The organism is uncultured Peptoniphilus sp., from assembly GCF_946998875.1.
Taxonomy (GTDB): Bacteria; Bacillota; Clostridia; order Tissierellales; family Peptoniphilaceae; genus Peptoniphilus_A.
The window spans coordinates 1-18104 of the sequence record NZ_CAMQAY010000028.1 but is presented as its reverse complement, the minus strand read 5'-3'; the positions used below and the strand labels follow the sequence as shown (position 1 = coordinate 18104).

The window sequence follows — 18104 nt, the reverse complement described above, 5'->3', positions numbered from 1 at the left end:
TTCTAAATTTCATAAAAAACCTCCATAAAATAAAAAAAGCCTTTCATCCACATTGGGACGAAAGACTGACTTCGCGGTACCACCCGATTTTATAATCTAAAAAGATTACCTCACTTTAAGGTCTAACAACCTCTAGCCTCAGTTAACGGTGGCTTCCGTACTTGCCTACTAATTTCAACAAATAAGCTTTAGAGTGTATATTAAACTTTTGTGTATTGCCTTGCACCAGACGGCAACTCTCTTAAATCATCAAAAATTCTTTTTTCTCTTTCAACGCTTTTATTAAATTAAAATGATTATAATCTAGTAGCAAAACAAAGTCAAGCCTTTTTTTATTTTTCCCAAAAATTTTTTATTTAGTTTTATTGAATGAAATTTATTTATTTTATTTTAAAATTTCAGCATCCTTTAAATTTTCGTTATTAAGATCAAGTCCAAGAGCCTCTGCAGTTTTTCCATTTACCTTTTTCTTTGAAGCCTTGTTGTCTTCTGCGTGAATGTTTTTAATGTCTTCGCCCTTTAAAATTTTTATAGCAAGATCAGCTGCTTGTCTTCCATGTTCGTAGTAGTCAACGCCTTCACTCATAAGTAGTCCCTTAGAAACTTGTCCCTCTTCTGCTGAAAGAGATGGGATTTTTTCCTTCAATAAATTTTCAGCAACGATTGGACCAGCTGAGGCAACTGTGTTGTCAGTTAAGGCATAGTAAGCGTCAATCTTTCCAGTTAAAGTTGAAAGAGCTTGACCAATGTCGTTGATATTATTTATTCCAACTGTTTCAAGTTTAAGTCCAAGCTCGTCACAAGCCTTCTTTAAAGCTTCCACTTGTACCTTTGAATTGGCTTCATTAGTTGAGAAAATTGTTCCTATAGTTTTTATGTCCGGATAAATTTTTAAGAAGGATTCGATTTGATTCTTAGCGGAAACTGCATCGTTAACTCCTGTTATGTTTGTAATTTTATCTGGAGCTTCAATTAGCCCTGCTTCCACTGGGTCTGTAACTGCTGAATAGACAATATTTTTATTAGGAAGAGCAGTCTTTGCTCCCTGTGCTGCTGGAGTTGAAATTGCGTAAACTAATTTGTAGTCATCGCCTTCAAATTTTTTTGGTGCAGTAGTAGTTAAAGCTTGGTCGCCTTGCAAATTTTCCACTTCAACTTCTGCCTCAATGCCTTCTTCCTTTAACCTATCCTCAAAACCCTTTAGGGCATTGTCAAGGGACACGTGTTCAATATATTGAATTGCTCCAATTTTTATTTTTCCATCTTCTTTTTCTGCCTTTTTGTCTCCACTGCAAGCAACAAGGGATGCAGCAAGGGCACCTAATACAAGAACTTTTACCATTTTCTTTAAATTTTTCATTTTTGTCCTCCAAAAAATTATTTAAAATAATAAAAAAATCCTTCACCCCATATAGGGCGAAGGATTCGCGGTACCACCTAAGTTCGAAATATAAATATTTCCTCAATAAAGATCTAACAATCTCTAGTCCATGATAACGGTGACTGCCGTGAAGATCTACTAGCTTTCAATCTTCATGCTTTAGAGTGAATATATGATACTAACTTGTCTGTGGGCTCTCACCATCCCCACTCTCTTTGAGACTTATTAAATACCTTTTTCTCTTTCTTCGCATTTATTATTTTATTAGAAAGTATTATAGACACAAGAAAATTATTTGTCAAGAACTTTTTTTATTTTTTATTTTTTCTATGACAAAGTAAGTTAAGACATATAAGATAAAGGCTATTAGGGCAATTTTTAATTTCTCCCCTTCATAAGTCCCAAACTTATAAATAAAAAACTTCCTCACTAGAATTAAGTAAGCAAATAAGACTAGGGCATGCTTGATGTAATTTTTCAATTTATTCATTTCTCCTTGATATTACATAAATAACAAAGCAAGTTATTAGATAAACTCCAATGACAAAAATGTATTTGTAGATCAAGTCTGAAATAATTATTTCAGAAGTAAAATATTTATACAAATCAAAAATTGCCATTAAGACCAATAAAATTGATAAATTTCTAAGTTGATGATTTCCCATAATTTCACCCTTTTAAATTTCAAATTTTGGAGCCATGACTCTCTTGTGAGAAGAGTTTTTGTGCATCCTGTCGATTTTTTCTTTTACATCAGGCTCTGGAACTTTTTCTCCCCTAATGTAGGAATCAAGAACTTCATAAGTAAAGCCCATTTCATCTTCGTCAGTTTGTCCCACCCAAAGTCCTGCTGATGGCTTTTTATTTATTATAAATTCTGGAAGGCCAAGTTCCTTTGCTATTTCAAAAATATCTGTCTTTAAAATATTTGCTATTGGCATAATGTCTGCAGCTGAGTCGCCATATTTTGTTGAGTAGCCAAGATACCATTCGCTGGCATTTGATGGACCAAGGACTAGGTAGCCAAGGTCTTGGGCATAATAATAAAGTGTAGTCATCCTAAGTCTTGGCTTGATGTTTGACCTTGCCATCTTGTTTTCTGATGTGAAGGATGCCTTCATGAGCTCTTCAAAGGTGCTTGTTAGATCAATTGTCTTTGTCTCTAAGTTTATTGCCTTTGCAACCTTTAGGGCGTCTTCTCTATCTTTTTCTATGCTGTCACAAGGCATAATTAGACCAAGAGAATTTTCTGGAAAAACTCTTTTGGCTATGGCAGCAATTACTGCTGAATCAATTCCACCTGATAGACCAAAAATAAATCCCTTGGCGCCAACTTTTTTTGCGTAGTCGCCTACCCATTTTACTAAATCTTCTGTAACTTTTTTATAATCCATAATGTCTCCTAATTTTTAATAAATAATTTTTCCCTCAATAGTTGGAAGTTCAATTTCTTCTAAGTCTTCACTTATAAAATTTGCAGAGGTCAAGTCTCTAATTTTATCTAAAATACTTTTGTCACCTGCAATGTCAATTGTGACCTCAACTTTATCTGTGTAATTTTCTTCAATGATTTTAAAATTTTCATTGGCAAGTAAATTAATTATAGCGCCATGAAAGGTGTAGTCATAAATTATTTTTGTCCTTGTGAAATTTTTCCTAACAACTCTTTTGGCTTCATCAAGTGCCTTTACAACGGCATCAGTATAAGCGCGGACAAGTCCACCTGCTCCAAGCTTTGTGCCGCCAAAATAACGAGTGACTATGACAAGGACATTTCTCATGTCTTCTTTTTTTAGGACTTCAAGCATGGGAACTCCAGCTGTGCCAGATGGCTCACCATCATCAGAATACCTCTGAGTAAGTCCATCCTCGCCAATTATATAGGCGTGGCAGTTGTGCGTAGCCGACCTCTCAATTTCCTTTACATCTTTTAAAATTTCAAGGGCTTCCTCTTCACTTTTTACGAAAAAAGCTCTGCCAATAAAAATAGATTTTTTTATTTCAATTTCAGCTTTTCCCTTTTTTAAAATTGAATTATACATTTACGACATAATCCTTTACTTTTTCGTATTCACTTTCTTCAAGCTTTAATTCTAAATAAATTCCCTCATCTTCATAAAGAGGTTTTGCGTCAAATTTTTCCACTAACTTGTAGAGTAAATCTGTATCACCATAGGCAAATTTTAATTTCACATCAAAATATTTTTCATTAAGATTGTCTTCTATGATCTTTAAAAGCTCATCCATGTTCTCGTCTTTTTTGGCAGAAATATAAATCTTTTTCTCTGGCAAAACTTTTAGCGGAAGATTTATGTCCTCTGTATTTACCTTGTCAACCTTGTTAAAGACAGTGATTATATTTTTATCTAAGACATCAATGTCCTTTAAGATAGACATAGTTGTCTTGTACTGAATTTCTAAGTCCTCGCTTGATGCGTCAATGACATGAAGAATTAAATCAGAATACTTGATTTCTTCAAGAGTTGACTTAAAAGCCTCAACGATTTTTGTAGGAAGCTTGGAAACAAAACCAACAGTGTCAGAAATTATAAACTCACGACCAGAAAGGAGCCTTGCCTTTCTTGAAGATGGGTCAAGAGTTTCAAAGAGCATATTTCTCACAGAGACCTCTCCTGAGTCTTCATCCTTTAATCTATTTAAGATTGTGGACTTACCTGCGTTGGTGTAGCCAACAAGGGAGACAATGGGAATGTTGGAGTCAAGTCTTCTAGTCCTTGTGGTATCTCTAGTCTTCTTTGCCTTGTCAAGCTTCTCCTTAATCTTATCGATTTCTCTCTTTAACCTTCTCCTGTCAGTTTCAATAATTTGTTCACCAGGTCCTCTGGTACCAATTCCACCGCCAGTCCTTGACCATCCGTCGATGCCAAGAAGTCTAGGCAGTTGATACTCTAACATGGCAAGCTCAACTTGAAGCTTAGCCTCATAAGTTGTGGCACGGAGTCCAAAAATATCTAGGATTAAATTAGTCCTGTCAATTACTTTTTTCTTAATTCTCTTTTCCAAGTTTCTAACTTGTATTCCAGAAAGCTCGTCGTTAAAGACAACGGCATCAACTTCTAAGAGCTCAACCATTTCCTTTATCTCGTCAACCTTACCGGACCCAATTAAATATTTTGGATTGAACTTTAAAATATTTTGCGTAACTTCACCAACAACCTCTGCCCCATCTGCAAAGACAAGGTCACTAAGCTCCTTCATAGAAGTCTCAAGGCTGTGAGGGTAAGCGCCAATATTTGTGCCGACAATAATAACTCTCTCTAATTTTTTATTTGAATTTAAATTCTCTAAATAAACATTATCCATGACTACATTATACTACATAATGCTGTCATAAAAAAATAAGGGAATACTATTTAGCTTATTAACATAATAGTAATCATCTACTTAAAATGTTATAATTAAAAAAAGGAGTAACTATGAAAAATTTTCAACACTTTAAAAATAATTTTAAAAATTTAAATAAGAGTCAAAAAATTAAAATCGGACTTTTAATTCTGCTTTTAATTTTTGTTTTAATTATTTCACTTTTTTCAGCACTTATTGTTTCGATTATTTCAAAAACTCCTGCCACAGACTTAAATAATTTAAGCTCCTCCTTTAATCAGAGCTCCTATATTTATTCTAAAGATGGAAATTTAATTGAAAAAATTGAATCCCTTGAGTATAGAACTTTAATTGACATAGATGACATTCCCGATCATGTGAAAAATGCCTTTGTTGCTATTGAAGACCACAGGTTTTATAAGCACAAGGGTCTGGACCCCATTGGAATAGCATCTTCCATTGCTGCAAATATAAAGTCTCGCTCCCTTTTGCGTGGAGGCTCAACTATTACTCAGCAATTGGTGCGTTCAGTTTATCTTACTAACCAAAAAACTCTTGGCAGAAAAATTCAAGAGGCTTACCTTTCCCTTCGCGTGGAAGATGTCTTAGACAAAAATGAAATTTTGGAAGCCTACTTAAATAGGATTAACTTGGGACAAGGCGCCTATGGCATTGAGGCTGCTGCCCAAACTTATTTTTCTAAAGACGCAGTGGACTTAAACATAGCAGAAGCTGCCCTTCTTGCCGGCATACCAAAGTCTCCTACAAATTATTCTCCCTTTAAGTCTGTTCCAGAGGAATATTTAAAGGATGATTTTAATGTCATTGGCTCTCGTGAAATTGACGGCAAGGACCTTTATATGGTTTTAAATGATGACGCCTTTAAGAGACAAAAAATTGTCTTAATGAGAATGCACGAGCTTGGCTACATTGACGATAAGGACTACGAGCGTGCCAAAAATTATGATATCGTAAGCGCCCTAAACCCTCGCAATTTTAAAAATCACACAATGTCTACCTATTCCACTGACTACATAAAAAAAGAGGCTTCTAGGTACCTTGCTGATTTTTATAAGACATCTTTGGAAGAAGGAGAGCACAAACTTTTCACTGGTGGCTACAAGGTTTACTCCACAATTGATGAAAATATTCAAAAGGACTTAGAAGACAAGTACGAAAACTTCAAAAACTTTTTGTTAAATAGGTCATCAAGTGGCGGCAGCAGAATGTTAAACCTAAACTTTGATGAGGGAAACAACATCATCTTTGGCGACGAAATTTTATACTTCGCTCGCAACAATATTTTAGACGAGAATTTTAATTTGGTTATTCCAAAATCATCTTACAACATCTCCTCTCATGGCGATTTAAAAATTAAGAGCCTTTACTTTAAAGACTTGGGACAAAAAATTGACATCATAGACGCCTACATTATTGACGACAATAAAATTTTAAATACCTATGAAATTGGCGGTCTAAAAATTGAAGAAGGTTCTGGAGAACTTAAAAATAATTATTTAATTATTGACGGAGCCTACTTAAAGGACTATCCAGACTTTTATAAAATCGAAAATGACAAGTTGATTATTTCAAATAAATATTTTGACTTCAACCCAAGCCCTCTTATGCAACCACAATCTGCCATAATTGTTGTCAACAATGACAGTGGCTTCGTGGAAGGAATAATTGGCGGTCTGGATGTAAGAACAAAGAATGCAAAAATTTTAAATCGTGCAACGGATTCCTACAGGCAGCCCGGCTCTTCTTTAACACCTTTTTCCGTCTACCTACCTGCCCTTATGGAGGGAAAAACTCTTGGCGACGTTTATGACGATGTGCCAACAACTGTTGACGGAATGTTTTGGCCACACAACTACTATGATTCTTTTAAGGGGCTTATGACTCTTCGCCTTGCCATGGAAAATTCTTCCAATGTCATTGCAGCTGAAGTCCTAAAGGAAATTGGAAAGGACAAGGCCATAGATGTCCTTAAAAAATTTGAAATTATAAGTGAAGATGGCGATGACTATTTTATAGATCACAGGGAAAATAAAAAGAAAAATGACGAAAACTTGGAGTCTCTTGCCCTTGGCAATATGCAAGTTGGCATCAGCTTATCTCAATTATCAAAGATGTATCAGACAATTTCCAATGACGGAGTCTACAAGGAAGAGACGGCAATTTTAAAAATTGAAGACCCAAGTGGAAATATAATTATTGATAACTCCAACAAGAAGAAAAAACTTTTTGACGAAAAGACTTCTCACCTTTTAAAGGATGTATTTATTTCCAACAGAGATAGGGGTAACGCAAGTGGCGCCCACATTGGCAAGTCAGAAACTGGAGCTTACTTGGGACAAAACAAGGTCAATTCAGATTATTTTGTCAATGGATTTAACAAGAGCCACACAATTTCTCTTTGGATTGGTGCTGACTCGCCAAAAATTTCTCTTGCATCAGATAAGTCAGCTGCTATTGATTTATTTAATACAATGACAAAGAATTTGAGCAAGGCTGAAGATTTTGATGAAGATCCATCCTATATTGTCACTAGAAAAATTTCATCAAAGAGCGGCAAACTTGCAACAAAGATGAGCGATTACGCTGGCGCATCTTACAGCGAAAAATATATTTCTGGCACTGAGCCAAGTGAGCAAGACGACTTATTTAAAAAATATTTAATTTGCAAAGACTCCAATAAACTTGCAACACAGTTTTGTCCAAGTGAATCTGTCCTTTACACAGTTCGCTTCGAGAGAAAAGATAAATATGACGCCAAGGACCACTACGGAATTTATCCCGATGACTATATGACTCTTCCAAAGGAACACTGCGATGTCCACACAAGAGAATGGTATAATGAATTTGGTGAAGAAGAAGAAGAAGAAGAAAATAATTCGCCAAAAAAAGATAGAGATAAAAAAACTAAAAAATCATCAAAACAAGAAAAATCAAAAAAATCTTCAGATAAAACAAAGACAAGTAAAAGTAGCAAGAAGAAAAAATAGGAGGAAATATGAAAAAATTAAAGAGCCTAATTAAACTAATAGCCTTTATAAAACTTATAAAGCCTAAAAGAAGAAGGAGAATAAAACTTATGCCCCTCTTAAATCCAAAGAGGGCAGGCAAGGTTTTTTACCATGCCGGCAAAATAAGAATGAGAAACGAAATGAAGAGATTATTCTACTAAAAAAAGGATCTGCAGTGCAGGTCCTTTTCTCATTTAATTTCTAAAAAATTTTTATGAAATTTTATCTTTCAATCCATTCTTTGTTTTTCTTTTTTAAAACCCTTACAACATTGTCGTTAAGGACAGAAATTGTCACATCAAGGTCCTTATCCTTTATAAAGTCTCTTATGGTGTAGACTGCCACTTCTGCTGCTTCATCAAGGGGATAGCCATAGATGCCTGATGATAGAAGTGGAAAGACTAGGCTCTTTAAATTATTTTCCACTGCTAGGGAAAGGGCAGACCTATAAGCTGCTTCTAAAGTTTCTCTTTCCCCTTGATTTCCATCAAAATAAATTGGTCCCACTGAATGAATTATGTATTTTGATTTTAAATTATAACCCTTTGTAATAACAGATTCGCCTGGTTTTATCGGTGCAAGTTTATTACATTCTTCTTCTAATTCTTTGTCATTTGCCTCTTTAAAAATTTGTCCGCAAACTCCGCCGCCTCTTTTTAATTCAGCATTTGCTGCATTCACTATTGCGTCAACTTCGTAATCTAAAATATTTTTCTTTTCAATTTGAAAGCTCATAATGCACCCCTTACTTTCTTCTTTAAAATATATACCACTTTAAAGATTTTTTAAATAGTTAAATGCAAATTTTTGACAAAAATTATAAGTTTGTAAAATTTATAAAAATTATAAAAAAAGACTAACTAGAAAGTTAGCCTTAAAAATTAATTTTCACTTTTTATATATTTATTTATTGTCCTTCTCTTTAAGGCAAAGACAATTGCTGCAAGAATTACTATTCCAATTGGAAGTGTAAGAGCAGGCTTTCCTATTATGCCTGATATTAAAAAGGCAAGGGCTGACGCAGAGCCTACGCTAATTGCATAGGGAAGCTGACTGGACACGTGAGCTATGTGGTCGCAACCTGCTCCTGCTGATGACAAAATTGTTGTATCAGAAATTGGTGAACAGTGGTCTCCAAATACTGAGCCAGAGAAAATTGCTGCAAGGACAATTGTCAAGAAGTGCATGTGGTCTGTGTGCATAAGGATTGGCACCATTATTGGAATTAATATACCAAAAGTTCCCCAAGCTGTTCCTGTTGAGAAGGATAAAAAGGCTCCAACAACAAAAATTATTGCAGGTAGAAGCCACATTGGCATTGTTGAATTAGAAATTAGCGATGCAATGTAGGATCCTGTATTTAAAAATTCGTCACTTGTGATGCCACCAATAGTCCATGCAAGGGAAAGAATTACTATGGCAGATACCATTGTCTTCATTCCTTCTACGATTCCCTTCATAAATTCATCGAACTTTAAAAGTTTTCTTGGAAGATAAAGAAGGGCTGAAACTACTATTGCAAAGAAGGCTCCTATTACTAGGGATAAGTTTACATTGGCATCGCCAAAGGCAGCAGCTGCTCCCACTTCACCAGAGAAAAATCCGCCAGTCTTTAGCATCATCATTACTGTGACAAAAATTAAAACTACAATTGGCACTACAAGGTCATAAACTCTTCCCTTCTTTGAATATTCATAACCTACTTCTTCATTTTCTACAAGTCTTGATGTGTCATTTAATTCATATTTTTCCATTACTCCCATTTCTATATCAGTTGTGCAAAAATATAGGATTAAAAGAAGAGTAAGTATAGGGTAGACATTCATTGGTATTGTGCTTAAAAATACGCTCATAGGATTTTTTACGCCAGTATCTCCTATTACTGCAACTACAGATGCCGCCCAAGATGAAACTGGTGCAAGAATACAAACAGGCGCTGCAGTGGAGTCAATTATGTGGGCAAGTTTTGCCCTTGATACTTTGTTTTCGTCAATAATTGGCTTCATAACTGCGCCGACTGTTAAACAGTTAAAATAGTCATCTATAAAAATTAAAATTCCAAGAAAAGCTGTGGCAAGTTTTGCCATTTTTTTGCTTTTAATCTTTTTGCTTGCCCACTTTCCATAGGCAAAGGACCCCCCTGCCATGTTCATTACCATTACTAGAGAACCAAGCATTGTCAAGAATACAAGCATTAGTGCGTTATCGCCTAGCTTAGTTCCCATTAAATCAAAAACTGTTTCCAAAGCGGCAATAATATTTCCGCCAGTGTAGATAAGTCCTCCAGATAAAATTCCAATTAATAGTGAAGTTATTACTTCCTTAGTTATAAGTGCCAAGGCAATGGCAACTATTGGAGGAACTATCGATAAAATTCCAAATTCCATTTTTTCTCCTTTATTATTTTCTTAATAATTTTCTATGAATATCTATTATAACAAAAAATTCAAAATCTGGCTCTAGTCTTTGTATAAATCCTTATGAAATTCTTTTTTAAGAAAATTTTACTTTTCTATATTCTTAAAATTTCCTTGCTTAATAAATTTTTTTGATTTATTTTTTTTTGCTTCTCCATTCATTGAAAATTATATTTTGAAGATTTTATTACCTTGAAAGCTTACTTTCTCAATAAAATTTTTTAAATATGTGATATACTTTTTTTAGAATAATATGAAAAGAGGGAGAAAAATGCTTCCCAACTTAAAAAGATTTGGTTTTGAATTCGAAGACTGTAAAGACAAGGTTTCTTATTCAATTTATCACGAAAATAAACCCCTAAAGCTCACTGAAGAGATGACTAAAACTTTGGAATACCTCTTATGGTATGTGCCAAATATAAATTCTCTACAGTCACCTGTAAATGAGCTGACATCTTCTCTTAACTTTGAAAATTTTGTCTTTGGCATAATAAAAACCTATATGAATTTAGAAAATAAGGACATAGCCTTTTTAGATTACATTGACAAGGACATAGTGGAATTTTATGAAAATAAAATTTGTCCCCACTCACAAAAGATAATTCTCACCAAGGGCGAAAGGGAATCAAAAACTGACTCTCTCCTTCGTCACATAAGAAATTCCCTTGCTCATGGGCATTTTAATATAGTTAAGGGCATGTTAATTGGCTTCGACTACAAGACTGCAGGAGAAGGCAAAGAAATTTGCACAGCAATTTTTAAAATTTTTCCACAAAATCTCTTGCGGGGACTTTCAAGCCTTTCTGAAGAAGTTACAGCAGAAAAACTTGCACAAATTGCCCTTGAAAGGACGGGCTACAGCGTTGAGAGATTTAAAAATTCAAGAGATGATTCATCCTTTGACTTCTATGTTAAAAAGGGCAAAAAGAGATATGCCCTTGAAATCAAAAAATATAATAATATTGAAGTTTTGCCAGAGGCTGAAGTAAAATCTTTAGTCAAAAAATTTTCTGCTTTGTACCAAGGCATCACTCCCGTTTTATTCATAAACACTTCCTTCTTAAAAAAGGAAACTAAGGAAAAATTAAAGAGAGAAAATGTTATAATTTTAGACATAAAAAATATTTTAAAAATGTTAGATAAAAGAGATATTTTATCTGAAATTGATCATTGAAAAAGGATGCAATTTTTGCATCCTTAGTTTTTTATTAAATAAAGTGTAAGAGCCATGCCAATGAGGTTGGCAAGGTAAAATTTTTTCTCGCGAGTCTTGTGATGAAAAATTTCCATTCCAAGAAAACCACCTGGGCCTGCCAAGACTGAAAGTGTCAAAAGGGTTTTTTCGCTAATCCTCCACAAATCGTGCTTAGCCTTGTACTTGTCAAGGCCGTACAGAATAAAATTTATGAGGTTTAAAATTATTATATATTTATTTTCCATGTGATCATCCTTTTATAAAATATCTGAGAATAATATATCATAAAAGAAGTCCTTAAAAATTAATTATTTCATAATATCATAGCGGACAGCACCAGTTTCAAATTTTTCATTTTTTAATTTTTCATTCACTTCATTAAACGCTTCTTCACTTTTTCTTAAGTCTTCAATCTTTTTGCCATACTTAATAGTCAAAATTTCATTTGCAAAATTTTTATCAATGCCAGAAAAGTCAAGGTCTTCTCCACTGTAATTCACTTCATCAACATCAGTTAAAACTAAGAGATTAATTCCATTTATAAAAAGTTCTTTTGTATTCTCATCTCTATTAGAATTTGGAGCCTTTTCCAGATTGATTTCAATACTCTTATCTTTAACTTTAAAATCGCACAATTTATTTTTCTTCCACTCGAGTTTATGTATTATTTTTTCCACTCCATTTTCATCTGAAGTGTCTGTCTTCATAGAGTAGAGAGATTTGTTGCCACAAGCTGATAAAAATAAAAATGTAATTAGAAAAATAACAGATATTTTAAATAATTTTTTCATAAAAAACGCTCCTCATTTATTACTTTATCTGATTATATAGCAAAATAGTTTTTTTTCAAATAAAATACACAAAAAATCTGTCAAGTTTTCATGTGTACACATCATTTCCCTGACAGATTTTTAAAATTTGTATTAAAAGTTTTTAGAATACTGATACATAAGAATCTTTCTTATCTAAGATAAGCATATGACCAGGTGCATGAGTGATCATAATTTCTGGTTTAGATGCCATAGCGACTGCTTGAGGTGTTACTCCACAAGCCCAAAATACTGGCACTTCCCCTTCTTTTATTTCACTTCTTTCGCCAAAGTCAGGCTTATTAACATCCTTAATTCCTATAACAGCTGGGTCTCCAATGTGAATTGGTGCGCCGTGAGTTGCTGGAAATCTTGCTGTAACAGTTGTTGCTCTTACAATGTCCTTGTAAGGAATTGGTCTCATTGATACAACTGTGTTGCCGTGGAAGATTCCTGCTGGCTCTGTAGCAATATTTGTAATATACATTGGCACATTGTGTTCATCCTCAATATGTCTTACAGGCACATCTGCTTCTAGCATTGCCTTTTCAAAGGAGAAGGAACAGCCAATTACAAAGGTAACAAAATCATCTTGCCATACATCTTTTAAGTCCTTAACTTCTTCAACAAATCCGCCATTTTTATAAATTCTATACCTTGGCACATCAGTCCTAATGTCGGCACCATCAGCCATAATTCTTGTAAGAGGACTTCCCTCATCTAATACCTCAAGTATTGGACATGGCTTTGGGTTTCTTTGTGCAAAAAGCAAGAAGTCATAGGCATATTTTTTTGGAAGGATAGCAAGGTTAGCTTGCAAATATCCTTCACTCATACCTGAAGTCGGAAGATCAACTTCGCCCTTTCTTATGAGTTCTCTAACATCTTTTGGATGCATTTTTGCAAGTTGGCTTAATTTCATATTATGGACTCCTTCTTTATATCATCAAACTTATTTTTATAGTCTATAGTTAATTTTTGAGCTTCTTCAATGGTAACCTTTTGGAAAAGAACCTTGTCTAGGAAAGTCATTTGTGCAAGTTTGTGAAGGTCTGGTGTAATTACATTTCCAATTTTTGTATAACCTCCAGTAGTTTGCCTGTCAGCTAAAAGAATAATTGGTTGACCATTTGCTGGCACTTGGATTGAGCCAAAGTTAGTTCCATCAGAAATAATATCTGCTGTTTCCTTGTGTTCAATTGCTTCTCCCTTTAGTCTTATTCCCATTCTGTCAAAGTCTTTAGTAACTTGGTAGCCACCTGATCTAAATAAGTCGTGAATTCCCTTTTCTGTGAAATAATCATCTTGAGGTCCAAGGACAACTCTCAAAATATTGAAGTGTGAATACTTTGGAAGATACTTTTCAGGTATTCTTCTCATAGTTTTTTCCTTGGATTTTTTAATGTTTAATTCATCCTTAGGTTTTAAAGCTCTACCATTAATTCCACCCATTTTTGTCTTGATGTGAGTTGACTTTGATCCATTTACTACTGGCACATCAATGGAGCCGCCAAAGGCTAAATAAGCCCTTATGCCTTCATTAACTTTGCCAAATTGAAGAGTGTCTCCTGCCTTTACTTTTATAGTTTCAAACATTGGAGCAACTTGTCCATTAATCTTTGGATTCATATCGGAACCTGTTATTGCAATTGTTAGGTCTTCATTAAATTTTAAAGTTGGTCCAAAGTAAGTCATTTCAAGAACAGCTTCATCAAGTTTATTTCCTACTAAAATATTTGCAAGTCTAAAGTTGTAATCATCCATGGCACCTGATGTAGGAATACCTAATTCTTGATATCCATATCTACCAGAATCTTGAATTGTTGTAAGAATTCCACCATTTATTACATCGATACTACTCATGAAGATCACCTCTCTTAACTTTCTTTATGGAAACTTTGTAAGTGTCATTTTCCACTTCTTTTTCTATTTTGTCATATTCTTCTTTTGTAATTGAGACATATCTAATGTAGTCACCTGCTTGTATAAATACTGGTGGCTCCTTAGTGTCATCAAAAAGTTTAAGTGGAGTTCTTCCTATTAATTGCCAGCCTCCAGGTGATTCAAGTGGATACATTCCAGTTTGATTTCCTGCAATGCCAACAGAACCTGGCTCAATTTTTAGCCTTGGACTCTTTAGTCTTGGAGTAGCAATTCTTGGATCAAGTCCTCCAAGATAAGTGAATCCTGGTATAAAGCCCATCATATAAACTAAATAATCTGTGCCAGAGTGAATTTTTATTACTTCATCAACACTTAAATTTGCGTTTTCTGCAACAAAATCAATATCTGGACCATATTCTTTTCCATAAAGAGTTGGAATTTCAATAAGTCTAACTTCGTCACTTTGGTTAGCCTTGTTAGACTTGCTAAGTCCCTTTAGAGTTTCAACCATTTCGCCATAAGAAATTTTTACAGGGTCGTAATTAATTAAAATAGACCTGTAAGTTGGCAAAATGTCTAAAATTCCGTCAATATTTTTCTTTTTTAAATTTTCAACAACTGCGGCAATCTTTGCGTTGATTTCCTTTTCGATTGTATTGCCAAATTCCATGACAATAGCAGAATCGCCAGCTGTTAGAAATTTTATTTTATCATACATTTTATTCTCCTAAATTATCCCAATAGTTTTCCAATGTTTCCTATTACAGTTTTTACTCCCATGAAAGCAGTAACTGCTACTACTATCCATCCTAAGATGTAAAGAAGGTTAGGGTGAACATAATCTCCAACGATTTTCTTATTCTTAGATGCAAGTAGGATTACTGCAAGAGTTATTGGAAGAATAAAACCATTTAATGTACCAACTACTATTAATAGAGTTTGAGGTTGTCCAATAAAGATAAACATAATAGTTGAAATTACTATAAAGGCAATTGTAACCATATTTTCGTGGTCAGCAACGAATTTAAATAATGTCTTTAGGAAGGATACTGAAGTATATGCTGCACCTACTACTGAAGTGAAGGCTGCTGCTGCAAATACTATACCAAAAATCTTATATCCAATTACGCCAGAAGCTGCTAGGAATGAAGATGCTGCAATGTTGTCAGGGTCAATTTGAGCATTTGTCATCTTTGTAACGCCTAGGATTGCTAGGAATAGTAAAATTCTTACGATTAGTGCTACACCAATACCTAGTGATGCTGATTTTGTTACTTGAGAAAGATTTTCTTCACCTGTGATACCTGCATCAATAAGTCTGTGTCCACCTGAGAATATAATGTATCCACCAACAGTTCCACCAATTAGTGTAAGAGTTGGAGCAACAATACTATTAAATCCACCTGCAGGAGCTACAGCTGATTTTACAGCTTCGCCAACTGGTGGTTGTGTCTTAATTGCTACAAAGGCAATTAGGATGATCATCATGGCACCAAGAACTTGTGTAACTCTATCCATGATTGAAGATGCAGATTTAGAAGAGAAAAGGATAATACCAATTACTCCACCAATAGCTGCACCGATTTTTACATCAACGCCAAAGATTACATTAAGTCCAAGTCCAGCACCGCCGACATTACCAATGTTAAATGCCAAGCCGCCAAGAGCAACTAAAAAGGCAATTACATATCCAAGTCCAGGTAGTACATTGTTGGCAATGTCTTGACCTCTCATTTTAGAAATGGCAATAACTCTCCACACATTAAGTTGTGCTATGTATGAAAAAATTATTGAAATTAAAATTACTGCTGCAAAGTCTGCGCCAATTTTTGTAGTAAATGTAGCAGTTTGTGTCATAAATCCAGGTCCAATGGCAGATGTTGCCATTAGAAAGGCTGCTCCTAAAAGAACAGACAAATTACTTTTATTCTTTTCCATATTTTTCTCCTTATTTTAAGAAACTAGATAAAGGTTTAATTTCAATACCTTCTACCTTTAGTCCTTCTCTAATATTTTTTACAAATTCAAGAGCTTCAGGGTTATCGCCGTGAACGCAAATTGAATCTGCAACAATGTCGATTTCCTTGCCATCTGCAGTTGTAACCTTGTTTTCTTTAATCATCTTTACAACTCTTGGAATAGCATCTTTAGGATCCTTTACGAAGGCACCTGGAAGTGATCTATTTACCAAAGTTCCATCTTCGTTATATCCTCTGTCAGCAAAAACTTCTTGAGCAACTCTTAGTCCTCTTCTCTTGCCTTCTTTGGCAATGTAAGAACCACTAAGTACCATTAAGATTAAGTCTCTATCGTACTCTTCAACTGCATCTAAAACTGCGTTAGCAAGTTTTTCGTTGTTACAAGCAGTGTTGTAAAATGCTCCGTGAAGTTTCATATGTTGTAATTTTTTTCCGTGAGCCTTTGCAAAAGCAGCAAGTGCTCCAACTTGATAAAGCATGTAGGCTCTAGCTTCTTCTGGTTTTACATCCATTTTTCTTCTGCCAAATCCCATTAAATCTGGATAGCCTGGGTGAGCACCAATTTCTACGCCATTATCTGCAGCTGCCTTACAAGTTGCATCCATAATTAGTGGGTCCCCTGCATGATAGCCACAAGCACAGTTAATACTAGTTACATACTTAACGATTTCTGAATCCATGCCCATTTTATAGGCGCCAAATGATTCACCAATGTCGCTATTTAAATCTACAAAATATTGCATCAATTTCCTCCTTTTTCTAAATAAACAATTGCAATAACTTAACATTATTATAATAAAAATTCCATAAATATGCAAACATTGTCAAAGTGCTTCTAAGTAGATTTTGATAAAATATTTATTAAAAAAAACGAGGTCAATGCCTCGTTTCAAATAAGTTTGTCAAGTTTTTCAATAATGTATTTTTTATATTCAATAAATTTTTTATCTTCGAAAAAATTTTCTTGAAAGTCTTCTTCTATTTCAATTTCGTCAATAATGGTTCCAGGATTTTTTCCCATGATATAAATTCTATCAGAAATCTTAACTGCCTCTTCAATGTCGTGAGTTATAAAAATCGTAGAAATTTTCATCTCGTTAATAATATTTTTATACCACTTGTGAATGGAAGCCTTAGTTATGGCATCAAGGGCAGAAAAGGGCTCATCAAGTAGCGCAACTTCATTGGAAAATATATAGGTCCTAAGAAGGGCTGCCCTTTGTGCCATGCCACCAGAAAGTTGTGATGGATATTTATCCTCTGTTCCTTCAAGACCAAAATCCTTAAAGTAGCCACGAACTTTTTCTCGGGCAATTTTTTTCTTGTCGCCACGAAGAACAAGAGGAAGAGAAACATTGTCGATTATTGTCATGTAAGGAAAGAGGAGGTCCTTTTGAAGCATATAGGAAATTTTACCTGCCTTAGCAGTTACCTTTTCTCCCTTTAGAAAGACTTTACCCTTATCTGGTTTTAAAAGACCAGCTATTATGTTAAATAGCGTAGTCTTTCCACTGCCAGATACTCCAACAAGAGATACTAACTCACCCTTATTTAATTTAATGTTTATGTCCTTTAAGACAAGCTTGCCGTCAAAGGACTTGTCAACATCTTCTACTCTTAAAATTTCTAATTTTTCACTCATTTTAATTTTTCAGGATTTACAAAATCATTAGTGAAACCAAAATCTTTAGGAATTTCATTGTCAATTAATTTGTTTTCCCATAGCCAAGCGTAGAAATTATTCCATCTATCAGCATTTATTTCACCAAAGTAATTTGCATCGTCTTTGTACTTGTCAGCTATATATTCCATTGCCTTTACTGTGTAATCTTTGTCAAGTTCTGGATTTAATTTAACTAAAATTTCTGCAGCTTCCTTTGGATTTTCTGCTGCGTACTCATAGCCCTTAGAGAAGGCGCGCATAAATCTTTTTGCCACATCTTCCTTATTCTTTAAGAAGTCATTGTTGGCGATTAAAATTGGTGTGTAGTAATCGAAAATTGGGTTAATGTCTTTAAAGGCAAAATAATTAATTGGCACATTTTCCATTTCAGCTCTTACGCCA

General features: G+C 34.4%; 20 protein-coding genes and 2 other annotated features. Of the genes, 3 read left to right on the top strand and 17 right to left on the bottom strand.

All coding sequences use genetic code 11. The features are described from left to right. Positions 1 to 50: 50 nt before the first annotated feature. Positions 51 to 283 (bottom strand) — a binding site (T-box leader). Positions 284 to 385: 102 nt separating this feature from the next. The 6 genes from Q0U74_RS06875 to hflX all read right to left on the bottom strand — a co-directional run bounded on the left by Q0U74_RS06875 (position 386) and on the right by hflX (position 4705). Then, complete coding sequence (locus tag Q0U74_RS06875) at positions 386 to 1360, bottom strand: ABC transporter substrate-binding protein (RefSeq protein WP_297393584.1); 975 nt, start codon at positions 1358 to 1360, stop codon at positions 386 to 388. Positions 1361 to 1409: 49 nt separating this feature from the next. Beyond that, positions 1410 to 1638 (bottom strand) — a binding site (T-box leader). A gap of 41 nt (positions 1639 to 1679) precedes the next feature. After that, a complete protein-coding gene (locus tag Q0U74_RS06870) occupies positions 1680 to 1871 on the bottom strand; it encodes a hypothetical protein (RefSeq protein ID WP_297393582.1) in 192 nt (63 codons plus the stop codon). Continuing rightward, the gene (locus Q0U74_RS06865; RefSeq protein ID WP_297393580.1) at positions 1864 to 2046 is read right to left on the bottom strand and encodes a hypothetical protein; all 183 of its coding nucleotides are present in this window, start codon (positions 2044 to 2046) and stop codon (positions 1864 to 1866) included. The genes Q0U74_RS06870 and Q0U74_RS06865 overlap by 8 nt, the downstream gene beginning before the upstream one ends. A 12-nt stretch (positions 2047 to 2058) precedes the next feature. Continuing rightward, positions 2059 to 2775, bottom strand: coding sequence for an NAD(+) synthase (gene nadE, locus Q0U74_RS06860; RefSeq protein WP_297393578.1), 717 nt, complete (start codon positions 2773 to 2775; stop codon positions 2059 to 2061). Between the two features lie 15 nt (positions 2776 to 2790). Continuing rightward, positions 2791 to 3423: a YigZ family protein gene (locus Q0U74_RS06855; protein ID WP_297393576.1), complete on the bottom strand. Its 633-nt coding sequence runs from the start codon at positions 3421 to 3423 to the stop codon at positions 2791 to 2793. Further along, positions 3416 to 4705: a GTPase HflX gene (gene hflX, locus Q0U74_RS06850; protein WP_297393575.1), complete on the bottom strand. Its 1290-nt coding sequence runs from the start codon at positions 4703 to 4705 to the stop codon at positions 3416 to 3418. Before hflX ends, Q0U74_RS06855 begins: the two co-directional genes overlap by 8 nt. A gap of 113 nt (positions 4706 to 4818) precedes the next feature. On the opposite strand from hflX, the gene Q0U74_RS06845 reads away from it, so the two are divergent. Beyond that, positions 4819 to 7734: a transglycosylase domain-containing protein gene (locus Q0U74_RS06845; protein ID WP_297393573.1), complete on the top strand. Its 2916-nt coding sequence runs from the start codon at positions 4819 to 4821 to the stop codon at positions 7732 to 7734. 8 nt (positions 7735 to 7742) lie between these two features. Further along, on the top strand, positions 7743 to 7916 hold the full coding sequence (locus tag Q0U74_RS06840; RefSeq protein ID WP_297393572.1) for a hypothetical protein: 174 nt from the start codon (positions 7743 to 7745) through the stop codon (positions 7914 to 7916). 61 nt (positions 7917 to 7977) lie between these two features. Here Q0U74_RS06840 and Q0U74_RS06835 read toward each other — a convergent pair whose 3' ends face one another. Together Q0U74_RS06835 and Q0U74_RS06830 are read right to left on the bottom strand one after the other, a co-directional pair. After that, positions 7978 to 8490, bottom strand: coding sequence for a macro domain-containing protein (locus tag Q0U74_RS06835; RefSeq protein WP_297393570.1), 513 nt, complete (start codon positions 8488 to 8490; stop codon positions 7978 to 7980). A gap of 146 nt (positions 8491 to 8636) precedes the next feature. Further along, entirely contained in the window at positions 8637 to 10142 is a 1506-nt protein-coding gene (locus Q0U74_RS06830) for a Na+/H+ antiporter NhaC family protein (protein ID WP_297393568.1), read from the bottom strand. Positions 10143 to 10443: 301 nt separating this feature from the next. Between Q0U74_RS06830 and Q0U74_RS06825 the strand changes: the two genes are divergently transcribed. After that, the gene (locus Q0U74_RS06825) at positions 10444 to 11346 is read left to right on the top strand and encodes a restriction endonuclease (RefSeq protein ID WP_297393567.1); all 903 of its coding nucleotides are present in this window, start codon (positions 10444 to 10446) and stop codon (positions 11344 to 11346) included. Between the two features lie 23 nt (positions 11347 to 11369). On the opposite strand, the gene Q0U74_RS06820 is transcribed toward Q0U74_RS06825, so the two are convergent. From Q0U74_RS06820 to Q0U74_RS06780, 9 genes are all read right to left on the bottom strand, one after another. Then, positions 11370 to 11612, bottom strand: a complete 243-nt coding sequence (locus tag Q0U74_RS06820) for a DUF1294 domain-containing protein (RefSeq protein WP_297393565.1) — start codon at positions 11610 to 11612, stop codon at positions 11370 to 11372. Between the two features lie 63 nt (positions 11613 to 11675). Then, positions 11676 to 12158 carry a hypothetical protein gene (locus Q0U74_RS06815; RefSeq protein WP_297393563.1) on the bottom strand — a complete coding sequence of 161 codons (483 nt, stop codon included), beginning with the start codon at positions 12156 to 12158 and terminating at the stop codon, positions 11676 to 11678. Positions 12159 to 12300: 142 nt separating this feature from the next. Continuing rightward, positions 12301 to 13098 carry a putative hydro-lyase gene (locus Q0U74_RS06810; protein WP_297393561.1) on the bottom strand — a complete coding sequence of 266 codons (798 nt, stop codon included), beginning with the start codon at positions 13096 to 13098 and terminating at the stop codon, positions 12301 to 12303. Next, positions 13095 to 14039 (bottom strand): biotin-dependent carboxyltransferase family protein, encoded by a 945-nt coding sequence (locus tag Q0U74_RS06805; RefSeq protein ID WP_297393560.1) that lies wholly within the window; start codon positions 14037 to 14039, stop codon positions 13095 to 13097. Before Q0U74_RS06805 ends, Q0U74_RS06810 begins: the two co-directional genes overlap by 4 nt. After that, positions 14032 to 14778 carry a 5-oxoprolinase subunit PxpB gene (gene pxpB, locus Q0U74_RS06800; protein WP_297393558.1) on the bottom strand — a complete coding sequence of 249 codons (747 nt, stop codon included), beginning with the start codon at positions 14776 to 14778 and terminating at the stop codon, positions 14032 to 14034. The genes Q0U74_RS06805 and pxpB overlap by 8 nt, the downstream gene beginning before the upstream one ends. Positions 14779 to 14792: 14 nt before the next feature. Further along, complete coding sequence (locus tag Q0U74_RS06795) at positions 14793 to 15998, bottom strand: NRAMP family divalent metal transporter (RefSeq protein ID WP_297393556.1); 1206 nt, start codon at positions 15996 to 15998, stop codon at positions 14793 to 14795. A 10-nt stretch (positions 15999 to 16008) separates the two neighbouring features. Next, a complete protein-coding gene (locus Q0U74_RS06790; RefSeq protein ID WP_297393554.1) occupies positions 16009 to 16782 on the bottom strand; it encodes a LamB/YcsF family protein in 774 nt (257 codons plus the stop codon). A gap of 146 nt (positions 16783 to 16928) precedes the next feature. Further along, positions 16929 to 17681, bottom strand: coding sequence for an ABC transporter ATP-binding protein (locus Q0U74_RS06785; protein ID WP_297393552.1), 753 nt, complete (start codon positions 17679 to 17681; stop codon positions 16929 to 16931). Continuing rightward, the coding region (locus Q0U74_RS06780; protein ID WP_297393550.1) for an ABC transporter substrate-binding protein at positions 17678 to 18104 on the bottom strand (427 nt) is incomplete at its 5' end. The genes Q0U74_RS06785 and Q0U74_RS06780, both read right to left, overlap by 4 nt.

Excerpts from the sequence above, each read along its gene's own strand:
- Q0U74_RS06830 (WP_297393568.1), bottom strand. The coding sequence starts at position 10,142 with ATGGAATTTGGAATTTTATCGATAGTTCCTCCAATAGTTGCCATTGCC.
- Q0U74_RS06875 (WP_297393584.1), bottom strand. The coding sequence starts at position 1,360 with ATGAAAAATTTAAAGAAAATGGTAAAAGTTCTTGTATTAGGTGCCCTT.
- nadE (WP_297393578.1), bottom strand. The coding sequence starts at position 2,775 with ATGGATTATAAAAAAGTTACAGAAGATTTAGTAAAATGGGTAGGCGAC.
- Q0U74_RS06855 (WP_297393576.1), bottom strand. The coding sequence starts at position 3,423 with ATGTATAATTCAATTTTAAAAAAGGGAAAAGCTGAAATTGAAATAAAA.
- Q0U74_RS06810 (WP_297393561.1), bottom strand. The coding sequence starts at position 13,098 with ATGAAATTAAGCCAACTTGCAAAAATGCATCCAAAAGATGTTAGAGAA.
- Q0U74_RS06870 (WP_297393582.1), bottom strand. The coding sequence starts at position 1,871 with ATGAATAAATTGAAAAATTACATCAAGCATGCCCTAGTCTTATTTGCT.
- hflX (WP_297393575.1), bottom strand. The coding sequence starts at position 4,705 with ATGGATAATGTTTATTTAGAGAATTTAAATTCAAATAAAAAATTAGAG.
- Q0U74_RS06845 (WP_297393573.1), top strand. The coding sequence starts at position 4,819 with ATGAAAAATTTTCAACACTTTAAAAATAATTTTAAAAATTTAAATAAG.
- Q0U74_RS06785 (WP_297393552.1), bottom strand. The coding sequence starts at position 17,681 with ATGAGTGAAAAATTAGAAATTTTAAGAGTAGAAGATGTTGACAAGTCC.
- Q0U74_RS06835 (WP_297393570.1), bottom strand. The coding sequence starts at position 8,490 with ATGAGCTTTCAAATTGAAAAGAAAAATATTTTAGATTACGAAGTTGAC.
- Q0U74_RS06815 (WP_297393563.1), bottom strand. The coding sequence starts at position 12,158 with ATGAAAAAATTATTTAAAATATCTGTTATTTTTCTAATTACATTTTTA.
- Q0U74_RS06795 (WP_297393556.1), bottom strand. The coding sequence starts at position 15,998 with ATGGAAAAGAATAAAAGTAATTTGTCTGTTCTTTTAGGAGCAGCCTTT.
- Q0U74_RS06805 (WP_297393560.1), bottom strand. The coding sequence starts at position 14,039 with ATGAGTAGTATCGATGTAATAAATGGTGGAATTCTTACAACAATTCAA.
- pxpB (WP_297393558.1), bottom strand. The coding sequence starts at position 14,778 with ATGTATGATAAAATAAAATTTCTAACAGCTGGCGATTCTGCTATTGTC.
- Q0U74_RS06825 (WP_297393567.1), top strand. The coding sequence starts at position 10,444 with ATGCTTCCCAACTTAAAAAGATTTGGTTTTGAATTCGAAGACTGTAAA.
- Q0U74_RS06820 (WP_297393565.1), bottom strand. The coding sequence starts at position 11,612 with ATGGAAAATAAATATATAATAATTTTAAACCTCATAAATTTTATTCTG.
- Q0U74_RS06865 (WP_297393580.1), bottom strand. The coding sequence starts at position 2,046 with ATGGGAAATCATCAACTTAGAAATTTATCAATTTTATTGGTCTTAATG.
- Q0U74_RS06840 (WP_297393572.1), top strand. The coding sequence starts at position 7,743 with ATGAAAAAATTAAAGAGCCTAATTAAACTAATAGCCTTTATAAAACTT.
- Q0U74_RS06790 (WP_297393554.1), bottom strand. The coding sequence starts at position 16,782 with ATGCAATATTTTGTAGATTTAAATAGCGACATTGGTGAATCATTTGGC.